The organism is uncultured Chitinophaga sp., from assembly GCF_937874145.1.
In the GTDB taxonomy this organism is placed as follows: Bacteria; Bacteroidota; Bacteroidia; order Chitinophagales; family Chitinophagaceae; genus Chitinophaga.
Genome location: NZ_CALNBI010000242.1, coordinates 1 through 11,960, shown reverse-complemented (window position 1 = coordinate 11,960; position 11,960 = coordinate 1). Strand labels below are relative to the sequence as shown.

Sequence of the window (11,960 nt, the reverse complement as noted above, 5' to 3'; positions counted from 1 at the left end):
AACCTGCGGAGGTTTGAGCTGGATGAAGCGGCTATCGAAGCCTCCTCCATCCGCAACATCACCAAACAAACCGAGCCCTTCGACTTCCAGGGTAAATTATTGCGGCATTGTTTCAGGATCATCAAATAGATTTTGCTATTTTTCGCCTATGCTGGCAGCATTCGTAATTCTGTACTTACTGATCACCATCCTGATAGGAAGGTGGGCGGCCCTGAAGGTCAAAACCGCCAGCGACTTTGTGGTGGCGGGCCGCAGCCTGCCCCTGGGCATCAGCACCTGCGTGATCTTCGCTACCTGGTTCGGATCAGAGACGATGCTGGGAGCCACGAGCGAGTTCGCGCAGCATGGCCTGCTGGGCGTGATCGAAGATCCGTTCGGGGCGTCGTTGTGCCTGTTGCTGGTGGGATTGTTCTATGCGCGGAGGCTGTACCGCCAGAACGTACTTACTTTCTGCGATTATTTCAGGGTGCGGTTTGGCAGGAAGGCGGAAATCGTGTCCGCTTTGCTGATGATCCCCTCCTACTTCGGCTGGATCGCAGCGCAGATCGTGGCCATGGGGATCGTGATCAATACCGTGATGGGAATTTCTACCGAAATGGCCATGGTCGCCAGCGGGATCATCGTCATGGGTTACACGTATATGGGCGGGATGTGGTCGGTTTCCATTACTGATTTCATCCAAACGATCATGATCATCGCGGGCATTCTCGTCATCACCTACATCGTCGTGGATGCTGCGGGAGGCTTAACCACTGTCGGGGAGCGCGCGCCGGCAGGCACTTTCCGCTTCTTCCCCGACCGCGACTGGAACAGCTGGCTGCATTACATGGCCGCGTGGTTCACGATCGGGCTGGGCTCCATTCCGCAGCAGGACGTTTTTCAAAGACTGATGAGCTCCAAAAGCGAGCGGGTGGCGCAATACAGTTCCTACCTCGGCGCGCTGATGTACCTGGTAATCGGCTCCCTGCCGCTCCTGATCGTGCTCTGCGCGCAACAGCTGTACCCTGATCTCGCAGCCGGCGATACGGCCACCATCCTGCCCGACATGGTAATGCAGCATGGCAATCTCTTCATCCAGATCCTCTTTTTCGGCGCGCTGCTCTCCGCCATCATGAGCACGACCAGCGGCGCCATCCTCGCTCCCGCTACCGTGTTGGGCGAGAATCTCGTCAAACCGTTCTTCCACGATATCAGCGATAAAAAGTTCCTGCTCATCATCCGGCTATCGGTTGTTGCGGTATCCGCTATTGCCATAGCCATGGCCTTTGCATCGCAGGATATTTACGAACTGGTGGCTTCTTCTTCCGTGCTCAGCCTCGTATCGCTGTTCGTGCCGCTTACCGCTGGATTGTACTGGAAACGCGCCAACGAAATGGGCGCCAACTTGTCTATCGTGTTGGGAACTGCAGGATATATTTATGCGGAATGGATGGAAACAACGACGCCGCCGCTGTTCGTGGGATTGGTCTGGAGCATCGCCGGGATGCTGATCGGCACTTTCTTTTGGAAAACCAGGCCAGCCGCGGGCAACGCGGTATCATAGCATTATTTCAGCCATCCGGTATTTTTTTTCAGCTGTTTGATGAGTTTCAAAAACTCGCCGCGATACCCTCCCGGATCCGGGCCCAGCGCGTGCTTCGCGATGCGGGTGACCATGTCGGTGTTGCCTTTGCCGGCGTATTGGGATTTGCGCAACAGCATGCCAAACAAACCTACGGAAGCGGCAAACCGGCAGTCGGCGGAAGATTCCAGGAAACGCGCAACGCTGTTATCGATCGTTTCTTCGAGGCGGTAGGTTTGCGGATCGCCGTCGGGGCGGTAGGTGAGCGTAACCGTGGCCAGCGTCCCCCCGGGATCAGGTTCCATGGGCGTGATTTCATACATCGCCACCACGCAGTGCCCTGAGCCCACGATCCCGCCGGTCACTTTCAGGCTGTCGGAACTGTCATCTTTGAGGATTTTATTTTCATACCCCAGCAACCGGTAAGCCTTCACCCGCATGGGATCAAAGGTCACCTGCGCATGCACGTCGCGCGCGATGGTGAAAAGCGTGGAACCGAATTCCCGCGCGAAAACTTTATTGGCTTCCTCCAGGTCGTCGATATACGCAAAGTTTCCGTTGCCTTTGCTGGCGAGGGTTTCCAGTTTCGAATCCTTGTAATCCTTCATCCCGAAACCGAGACAGGTGAGCAATACACCGCCCTCCTTCTGCATCGCGATCAGGTCCTCCATATCCTGGTCGCTGGTTTGCCCAACGTTGAAGTCGCCGTCGGTAGCCATGATCACCCGGTTGTTACCACCGCTGATGAAATTCTCCATAGCGATTTTATAGGCCATTTTGATGGCGGCCTCTCCCCCGGTGGCGCCGCCGGCGCTCAGGTAATCGATGGACTGAAGGATCTTTTCTTTCTGGTTGCCGGGCGTGCAGGGAAGCACCAGTCCGGGCGTGCCCGCATAGGCCACGATGGCTACCTTATCCCGCGGGCGGAGGTTGTTCACCAGCACACGGAAGGCTGCCTGCAGCAGCGGGAGTTTATTGGGCGTACCCATGCTGCCCGAGCAATCGATCAGGAACACGAGGTTGCTGGCGGGGAGGCTGTCGGTTTCGATCTTTTTGGCCCGCACCGCTACCTGGAGCAGGTTGTGCCGGGGCTCCCAGGGGCAGTCGGTGTAATGGCTGTACATGGCGAAGAGGGAATCGTGCCGCGGCAGCGGGTAGCTATAATGGAAGTAGTTCAACATCTCCTCGATCCGCACGGCATCCACGGGCACGGGCTGCTTCAGCCGGGCGAAGCGGCGCATATTGCTGTAAGCGGCGCGATCCACATCCAGCGCGAAGTCGGACACGGGCTTTTGGGCCGTTTCCACGAATTTATTCTCATAAAGGCGGCCATAGGTTTCATCATAAAAGTTGGTGATGGCGACGCCGAGATTGCTGTAATTGGGATTGGTGCTATGGGCATAGCGCGCACGGGCTTTTGCCTGCGCAATGTCGTTGCTGGCATCTGGAATTTTCTTCAGGGGGCTCAGTTCGATGAGCATGCGGTCATGCTGGAGCGGCACAAGCTTTCGTGCGTATCCGGGGTGATCGAAAACCAGGTGGGTGCTGCTGCCGGGAACTTCCAGTCTGAATAAACCGTATTGATTCGTCTGTACGGAAACGGTATCCGGCCATGCGGTGACCCTCACGCCTTTGACCGGATCGTGCCGGATGCTATCCTGCACGGCGCCGGTCACCACTTTTCGCTGTTGTGCCACTCCAATCATGCTCCAGCTTGCACAGAGGAACATCATGAGGAGTTTATACATCGAAATATTTTACATACACCGATGTATAAATGTAAGCAATTCTTTGATCCGGCGGCCGCAGGGGCTAAAAATTACTCGGACAGCTGGTAGATTTCAGGGAGATTGCGGCCCAGGCCATCATAATCGAGGCCATAGCCGAGGAGGAATTTATTGGGAACGGAAAAGCCCAGGTAGTCGATGTGGACGGGATGGGTCATGGCTTCCGGCTTGGTGAGCAGCGAAACCACCATGAGTTTTTCGGGTTGCTGGTGCTCCAGCTGGGGCAGGAACTGGCTGAGGGTTTTGCCGGTATCCACGATATCTTCTATGATCACGACGGTGCGGCCGTACAGGTCTTCGTCGAGCCCGATGGCGGTTATTACGTTGCCGGTCGACTTCGTGCCTTTATAGGAAGCAAGTTTGATAAAAGAGATTTCGGCCTCGATGGTGAGGTGTTTGAAGATATCCGCGGCGAACATGAACGACCCGTTGAGGATGGCGATAAAAAGCGGTTTTTTCCCTTCGAGGTCGAGGCTGATCTGTTGCGCCAGTTCTTTAATGCGCGCCTGCAGTTTCTCTTCCGTGATATAAGGGACGAACTTTTTATCATGTACCTGGATCATCGTGTTTTATCGGTTTAGCGGTTATTTTTTCACGACCAGTTGCTGGCCGATTTTGATGCCGTTGTCCTGCAGGTTGTTCCATTCCTGGAGTTGCGGGACGGTGCAGCCGTAGCGGCGGGAAATGCTGTACAGTGTTTCCTTTTCGCCAACGGTATGGTATTGTTCGCGGGCGGTGGTTTGCGCGCCTGCTTTCTTGAGGTCTTCGATCATGCCGGGGGGCAGCGCCTGCGAAGTTTTCTCCGGGGCGGGCGGCGGGGTGGCCGGCCTGTTTTCCGCTACGGGCGCCTGCGCGGAGGCTTTTTCGATTTCTTTCTTGATATCCCGGATGATCTCGCGGGGCTTCAGGTCTTCGTGCTCATCTACCATAGCCACGGAATTGCTGCCGAGGCGGGGTTTGGATGAAGCATAGCCATCCAGCGCGATGCGCTCGCCTGCCGCGGGCTGTTCGCCTTCCTCGAGCTTGTTGCGGCGGCGTAACCAGCGGAGCTGCACGCCTTCGGCCTGGGATATATCGTGCAGGGATTCGCCGGGGGCTACGATGTGGAAATCGTTGCTGCCGCGCTTGCTTTTGCCCTGGAGGAAGATGACCATATCTTTTTCCAGTGGCACGTCGGCCGGGAGATCATTGTATTTGAGCAAAGAGCTCAGGCGGATGTCTTTAGCGGCCGCTACCTGGATGAGCGCCGTTCCCTTCTTAACAAAGATGGCTTTGCGATTGTTGATGCGGAACTCGCCGGTTTCAGGGTACTTCTTCGCGGGCGCGGCGGCGGCCACCACCGGGCGGGAAGTTTTCGGCTGCTGCGCGGGGGCGTAGGAACCGGGGTCTCCGGCAAATAAGTCTTTCGCGCGGATGTCGCCTTTACCCATGGCGATGTCCGTGTATTGCTGGAGCTGGTATGTTTCGATCAGCTGGATGAGCTGCTGCGGATAGGTGCGGCTGGTAGCATAGCCTGCGGTCTTCAGTCCGTAGGCCCAAGCTTTGTAATCGTTCGGGTTGAGGTCGAACAGGAATTTGTACCGGGGATTGTTGCGGAGGAATTCGGAATGGTCTTTCCAGGACTCGGCGGGAGATCCGTATTTGCGGAAGCACTCGCCCCGCTCGTCGTCGTCATACGCAACGGAAGGGCCCGTCCAGTTGTTCTTGCATTTAATGCCGAAGTGGTTATGACTGTTCTGTACGAGCCAGCTGTTGCCGGACTGCGTTTCCAGGATACCCTGCGCGAGCTTGATGGCGGCCGGCACGCCGGAGCGGCGCATCTCTTCTATGGCGATGAGTTTGTACGTGTCGATGTACTGTTGGGTGCTGATGTTCTGTGCGGCGCTTCGTATGGCTCCGCCAAGCAGCAAACAGATTGCCAGGCAGTATGACTTCACTTGCATTATATGTCGAATTTAATGGGTCTTGTTATTTTTTGCGGATGAGCTGTACGCCATCTCGCAGGGTGAGCAGCAGCGTTTCCGCACGCTCGTCTGCCACCGCCTTTTCCACGAAGCGGACCATGGCTTTGGCATTGTTGCTCTGTTCGGTTTCCGGCAATACCACTTCGCCATGGTACAGCACATTGTCGGCCAGCATGAAACCGCCGGGCCGCAGCTTCTCCCACACCATATCGAAGTACATGCCATAACCGGCCTTGTCCGCGTCAATGAAAACAAGGTCGAAGGTTTCCTGCAGCTGCGGGATGATCTCCGCCGCTTTGCCGATATGCTGGGTGATTTTTGGGGTAAGACCGGCTTCCGCGATATAGCGGGCCGCCATGTCTTCCAGCTCTTCATTCACATCGATGGTATGCAGCATCCCGTCTTCAGCAAGCCCCTGCGCCAGGCAGATGGCCGAATACCCGGTGTAGGTACCGATTTCAAGGATACGGCGTGGCCGCATCATGTGGCTCACCATCGACAAAAAAACACCCTGCACATGACCACTCAGCATATGCGGCTGGTCCACCTTCAGGTAGGTTTCCCTTTGGAGGCGATACAGCAGGTCCGCTTCACGTGTAGTGTACTTCTCTGCAAACGCCTGTATATCCCCCGGTATTACCTCCATGCCGTATTTTTTTGCAAACCTAAGCAATTATCAAGTAAAAGCGATATATGTGAAGGACTGAAAATAAATCGAGCCTGATAGTAATACCAGGCTCTTTACCCCATGTTAACCATTAAAAGACACAACTTTTGACCATATATAATTTCTTTAACGGTCCGTTACAGGCTGTGGCTTTATAAATATATATGCAATTTCAAAATCATTCATGAATATTATTCATGTGTATATAACATATAAATAATCTAAAAATTGGGCCTGAGTTTGTTGGAAGCGTAGAACACGCGGAAGTATTCCACTACCTCGTCTGCCGTGTCGAACACCTTCAGCAGGTTGAGGTCTTCGGGGTGGATATTGCTTTCTTTTTTCATCATCGTGGTGTCGATCCATTCGAGCAGGCCGCTCCAATATTCTTTCCCCACGAGCACCAGGGGCGTTTCCGTCATCTTCTTCGTTTGGATGAGGGTAGCCACTTCAAAGAATTCGTCCATCGTGCCGAAGCCGCCGGGCATCATCACGAAGCCCTGGGAATATTTCGTGAACATGACTTTACGCACGAAGAAGTAATCGAAGTTGAGGCTTTTATCGCGGTCGAGATAAGGGTTGGCGTATTGTTCGTGCGGCAGGGTGATGTTCAGCCCCACGCTGGTGCCGTCTGCCAGTTGCGCGCCTTTGTTGGCGGCTTCCATGATGCCGGGGCCGCCGCCGGAGATGATGCCGAAGCCTTCTTCCGCGAGGCGCCGGGCTATTTCACAGGCCAGTTCATAATACACGTTGCCGGAACGGGTGCGGGCGGAGCCGAATATCGAAATACAGGGACCAATCTTGGCGAGGGCTTCAAATCCTTCCACGAATTCGGCCATGATCTTGAAAATCTGCCAGCTGGAATGCGCTTTCGTTTCCGTCCAGTCGCGCATTTTCAAATTCTTTAACGAATCATTCATCTGCTATGCGTTTTGGTATTGTAATCTACATTTTTTTACTGCATTGCGGGCAGGGCGTCCGCCTTCTTCCGGGAAAACAACCATAAACCGACATACGTAAACATGCCGTTTACGATCAGCAACTCGTTCCCGAATTTATATCCGCCAAGCAAATCCATCGAATACTGTTTCAGGAAGAAGCAAAGCAAGGGCGCGATGAGGCATACGATGAGTGAGCCGTAATCCAGGATGGGCCGCTTGTTCAGAATCCCGAAAGCGAAGAGCCCCAGCATCGGCCCGTAAGTAATCGTTGCCAGGAACAGTACGGAATCGATGATCGCGTCGTTGTTGAATTCCCTGAACAATAATATCGTGAGCAACAACGCCACCGCGCACCCCACATGGATCGCGTTCTTGATCCGTTTGCGGCGCGCATCGATACCGTCTGTCGGGTAACCGAGAATATCGATATAGAAAGAAGTCGTGAGGGTGGTCAGCACACTGTCTGCACTGGAGAACGTGGCGGCCGTCAATCCCACGATAAAAATCACGGAAGCGAAAGTGCCCAGGTGCTGCAAAGCCAGCAGGGGGAAAACCTGGTCGGTGGCCGGAGCCCCCTTGCCCGTCAGCGGCATCGGGATGTTGTTGGCGTGCAGGTATTGATACAACAGGATACCCAGGCTGAGGAAAAACACGTTCACTACGAGCTGCATGATGCTGAAGGAATAAATGTTCTTCTGCGCTTCCTTCAGGCTGCGGCAGCTGAGATTCTTCTGCATCATGTTCTGATCCAGCCCGGTCATGGTTACCGCGATCATCATCCCGCCGAAAAATTCTTTAGGGAAGAAATTGCTGGCCTTCCAGTCCCAGAAAAATGTGCGGGAATGCGGGCTGCTCACCACGTTGCTCACCAGGTCGCCCAGCCCCCAGTTGAGGTCGCGGCAGATCACGATGATGGTGAGCACCACGGCGAGGAGCAGGAAAGTGGACTGCATAGCGTCCGTCCACACCAGGGTTTTGATCCCCCCGCGATAGGTGTACACCAGCATCAGCAGGATCATGATGGAAACGGATAGCGCAAACGGGATGTTGTAATAATCGAAGACGAACAGCTGTAGCACGCCTGCCACGAGGAACAGCCGCGCGGCCGCGCCTACCAGCCTCGACAGGATGAAGAACATCGCGCCCGTCTTCTGCGTTACCGGCCCGAAGCGTTGCTGGAGGTAAGTGTAGATCGACGGGAGGTTGCGGTTATAATACAGGGGCAGCAGCACCGTGGCGATCACCACGTAGCCGAGGATATAACCCAGGATCGTTTGCAGGTAAGAAAAGGAAGCTACTTCCACTTTGCCCGGCACGGAGATGAAAGTAACGCCGGAAAGGGAATCGCTGATCATCCCGATGGCTACGAGATACCAAACGGAGTTGCGGTTGCCGATGAAATACGACTGCTCGTCCACCTTTCGGGTGGTGAAGTAAGAAACTAACAGGAGCAGGATAAAATAGCTGGCAATAAAAAGGACGAAAAGCCCCGGTGATATTGGCGACATCAGGATTCAGATATGTTTTAAACAACTAAAAATAGGGATTTCGGGGTTAAAATCGCACAAAAAAAGGACCGGCTGGAGAGCGGGTCCTTGTTGCTTATCACAAATACGGGAAATCATTCCACGGCGGTCACGTCGCGCGCGAGGCCGAACGACAGCGTCATGCCGGCCCCTCCGAGCCCGTTCACGATGGTGACGCCGGGCAGCGGGTGCAGCACGAGATCGTGTTCGCCGTTGGTGAGTTTCGGGTATATGCCGTGCCAGCGCTCCTGGATGTCCATGGTGGGCGCGTGGAGGAAAGTGCTGATGAATTGAAGGATGAGGCGGGAAATGTGCTCCTTGTCGAAGGGGTCTACCTCCCAGCCGTATTCATGGGAATCCCCGAGCGACAGCTCCCCTGCCCCGTTCTGGGTAACCATGAGATGGATGCCGTATTTCACGTATTCCGGCAGCGTGGCTTCCACGCGTTGCTTCACCGCCGCCAGGCCAGGGCAGTGCGCGAACGAAGCATAGTGCAGCATCGACATGCCTGTAACCAGCGCCGGCCCCAGCTTCCAGCCGCCGGGTTGGGGAACGGTGCGCAGCATCTGGAGCTTGCAGCGTGTAAGGGGCGCGGCTGCGAATATCTCAGGATACAGGGTTTCGAAATCATACCCGCTGCATACGAACACACGGTCTACCTTCCACTTTTCGTCTTTCGTTTCGATATGCGGGAGCTGGATGCCGTTGACGGGTGTGTTATACCGGAACGTGACGCCATGGGCGCTTTCGAGCCAGGCTGCCAGGCGGGCGCTGGCTTCGCGGGGGTTGACGGTCATCTCGAGCGGGCTATACAACGCCGCTTTAAGCCCTTCCGGCCGGAAGGCGCTGCTGCGGGAACGTGCGGCATCGGGCGTCAGCAATTCGCATCGGATACCGGTGCTATGCGCGAATTCTTCCATGACGCCGGCTTCGTCGGCATGGTATGCCAGCAGCATGGAGCCATTTTCTTCCAGTGCGAGCCCCGACGATTTTGCCACATGTTGCCAGACGGAACGGCCGTAGAGTGCGCGGTCGTAAATGTGCCCCTGCTTCTGGCCCAGCGTCCAGAAGAGGCCGAAGTTGCGGAAGGAAGCGCCCAGGGCGCGGGGATTGCGTTCGAAGACCACCACCTTCTTCCCTTTCAGGGCGAGATGGTACGCGGTGGCCAGGCCAACGATGCCTGCGCCGATTACTGCGGTATCTGCTTGCTGGTACATGCAACAAATATAGCAGTATTTGTAAATAAAGTTTAGTGTTGATTAACTCTTAACAGAGATTTTAAAAACCGAAATTCCCGCCGATGGAAAAGACGGGGCGATTGCGGTAAGGGGAGTTTTCGTCCTGCAGTACATCGTAAAGCAACATGATCACCAGGGCGGAATTTCCGCCGATAGGCTGGGCGTAACCGCCGCCCAGCAGGAGGCTGGGGGCGCCATAGCGTTCTTTGAACGTCTGCCGGGGATCGGAATAGACCTGGCTTTTGAAGCTGATGGAATTGTATTCCGGCTGGGCGTGAACGAAAAGCATTTCGAGCGGGTAATACCGGCCCCAGATGCCTCCGCCGAGAATGGTGGAATTATCTTTAACCTCATAACTTCCATTCCGGTATTTCTCCCAGGTAAATTGCGCATTGATACTGATGCCGGCTGCGGCTTTGGGGCTGAAGCGATAACCAATCATCGGCGATACATTCACCAGCGAGTAGTTCCCGAACGCGAAACCGAAGTTCCCTCCCACCATCAGTTTCGACGGGTCGAAACCGCGCGCTGTATCAACCCTGTAGGGCGATTGCGCCATCACCGCCTGCATGGAAAGCAGGAATACCGCAGCTATCAGGCAAATCCTTTTCATGTGCTCCAATTTTTTACGAGGCTAATTTATCTGTTTTTTCCCGTCGGCCGTTCAACTTTAACGAATTCCTTATCAGAAAGACGGGCAGAGCGTATACCGTTTGGCGTGGGAGAAGCTCCGGTTGGGGTACAAACCTACATACAGCAGGCTGAGCTCGTAAGCTCCCTGCCGCTTATTCGCCGCCGACAGCGCGCTGGTCGTAACGTCGTAATTGAACATCAGCCTGAAGTTGGAAACCTGGTACCCTACCAGCAACGCCGCCGCATCTTTCAGCCGGTAATAAGCACCGCCGAAGAGCTGCTGCGTGCCGTCGCCGGAAAGGTTATAGGCCGCATAAGCACCCAGCATCGTTTCGCTGACGTTGGCCTGCCGGGAGTAATAAGCGCCGGGATTGAGGATCACCTTGTCGCTCATCTTCAGGCTGGCATTGAGGAAGCCGATATAACGGCGGTCGATTTTATTATTGCCGTCGTAGAAGGACTCGCGGGGCGTGTTGACGTGATGCACCGAAAATCCGCCATTTACATACACCAGCTCGTTCGGGAAGAACGCATAATTCATACCCACCTGCAGGTCGAGATATCCCACGGAGGCTGATGTAAACGGCTCTCCTGAAAACATCTGCGAATCGAAGAAATTACCGTTCCATTGCGAGCCGAACGTCAGTTTGCTCAGGTCCACGCGCTTGTCGGCATACCCGACATTGAACCCGGCCGAAAGCAGGCTGCTCTGGCCGAGGAGCTGGTGGTAAGCCACGGACCCGTATGCCTTGGTGCTCGTCAGGTTGCCGCTGCCCGCCACGTCGCGCATGATCATACCGCCCACGCCCACCCAGCCGTAAGTAAGCCGGTCGCGCAGGAGCTGGAAGTCACCGAATGCCGACATGGTCTTGTACGGCACAGGGATCGTAGCCCACTGGTTGCGGTAATTGATGCCGATCCGGTAGTTGCCGTCCGGAATAAATCCGGTATTAGCCGGGTTGGTAGACAATGGTGAATTGAAGAACTGCGAAAAATGCAAGTCTTGCGCGGCCGCCGGGAAGGCTGCCGCGAGGCAACAAACTAGGAAAATATGGTACCCTGCTTTTCTCATAACCCGCTTATCTTAACAATGTTACGTTTCCTGTTTTGGTGATTTTGTTCCCGTCCGTAAATTCCGCGTTCAATACAAAGGCATACGCATCCATCGGCTGCACGGTTCCGTTGAACCGGCCATCCCAACCCAGGCGCTGATCGTTCGACTGGAACATCAGCTGGCCCCAGCGGTTAAATACTTTCATATCATACCGCACGATACCGAAACCTTTGATTTCCCACTTATCGTTAATGCCGTCGCCGTTCGGGGAAAAGGCCGTGGGAACATCGTACAATGGATTTACAATCGCCTGGACCTCCTGGCACACCGTGTCTTCACATCCATATTCGGTGTAGGCCGTGAGGCAAACTTCATATATGCCGGACCGGAGGTACTGGTGCGTGGGGTTCGGATCGTAGGAAATATTCCCGTCGCCGAAGTCCCAACGGTAGCGTACCGCGTCCACAGATTGGTTCGTAAATGTAGTGGGCGTGTTTTCCACGGCTTTGGTGGGCAGATAGGTGTATGCCGCGGTAGGACCGGGCATGATTTGAATATACCCTGTCGTATCATCCACCAGGTTACAAGT

General features: G+C 54.9%; 11 protein-coding genes. 1 reads left to right on the top strand and 10 read right to left on the bottom strand.

What is annotated here, in order from left to right; genetic code table 11:
- Nucleotides 1-148 precede the first annotated feature (148 nt).
- Nucleotides 149-1,543, top strand: coding sequence for a sodium:solute symporter family protein (locus tag Q0510_RS12000; protein ID WP_298711743.1), 1,395 nt, complete (start codon nt 149-151; stop codon nt 1,541-1,543).
- A gap of 2 nt (nt 1,544-1,545) precedes the next feature.
- On the opposite strand, the gene Q0510_RS11995 is transcribed toward Q0510_RS12000, so the two are convergent.
- From Q0510_RS11995 to Q0510_RS11950, 10 genes are all read right to left on the bottom strand, one after another.
- Complete coding sequence (locus Q0510_RS11995) at nt 1,546-3,309, bottom strand: VWA domain-containing protein (RefSeq protein ID WP_298711740.1); 1,764 nt, start codon at nt 3,307-3,309, stop codon at nt 1,546-1,548.
- A gap of 71 nt (nt 3,310-3,380) precedes the next feature.
- Nucleotides 3,381-3,911: a hypoxanthine phosphoribosyltransferase gene (hpt, locus tag Q0510_RS11990; protein WP_298711737.1), complete on the bottom strand. Its 531-nt coding sequence runs from the start codon at nt 3,909-3,911 to the stop codon at nt 3,381-3,383.
- A 21-nt stretch (nt 3,912-3,932) separates the two neighbouring features.
- Nucleotides 3,933-5,291, bottom strand: a complete 1,359-nt coding sequence (locus tag Q0510_RS11985) for a glucosaminidase domain-containing protein (RefSeq protein WP_298711734.1) — start codon at nt 5,289-5,291, stop codon at nt 3,933-3,935.
- Between the two features lie 25 nt (nt 5,292-5,316).
- The gene (locus tag Q0510_RS11980; protein ID WP_298711731.1) at nt 5,317-5,958 is read right to left on the bottom strand and encodes an O-methyltransferase; all 642 of its coding nucleotides are present in this window, start codon (nt 5,956-5,958) and stop codon (nt 5,317-5,319) included.
- A gap of 242 nt (nt 5,959-6,200) precedes the next feature.
- A complete protein-coding gene (locus Q0510_RS11975) occupies nt 6,201-6,899 on the bottom strand; it encodes a TIGR00730 family Rossman fold protein (RefSeq protein WP_298711728.1) in 699 nt (232 codons plus the stop codon).
- A 35-nt stretch (nt 6,900-6,934) separates the two neighbouring features.
- Nucleotides 6,935-8,428: a sodium:solute symporter gene (locus Q0510_RS11970; RefSeq protein ID WP_298711725.1), complete on the bottom strand. Its 1,494-nt coding sequence runs from the start codon at nt 8,426-8,428 to the stop codon at nt 6,935-6,937.
- A 113-nt stretch (nt 8,429-8,541) separates the two neighbouring features.
- On the bottom strand, nt 8,542-9,663 hold the full coding sequence (locus Q0510_RS11965) for a TIGR03364 family FAD-dependent oxidoreductase (RefSeq protein ID WP_298711723.1): 1,122 nt from the start codon (nt 9,661-9,663) through the stop codon (nt 8,542-8,544).
- Nucleotides 9,664-9,724: 61 nt separating this feature from the next.
- Nucleotides 9,725-10,297: a hypothetical protein gene (locus Q0510_RS11960; RefSeq protein WP_298711720.1), complete on the bottom strand. Its 573-nt coding sequence runs from the start codon at nt 10,295-10,297 to the stop codon at nt 9,725-9,727.
- Nucleotides 10,298-10,369: 72 nt separating this feature from the next.
- Nucleotides 10,370-11,389 (bottom strand): PorP/SprF family type IX secretion system membrane protein, encoded by a 1,020-nt coding sequence (locus tag Q0510_RS11955; RefSeq protein WP_298711717.1) that lies wholly within the window; start codon nt 11,387-11,389, stop codon nt 10,370-10,372.
- A 7-nt stretch (nt 11,390-11,396) separates the two neighbouring features.
- Nucleotides 11,397-11,960, bottom strand: a 564-nt coding sequence (locus tag Q0510_RS11950) for a T9SS type B sorting domain-containing protein (protein WP_298711714.1), incomplete at its 5' end; no start/stop codon positions are given.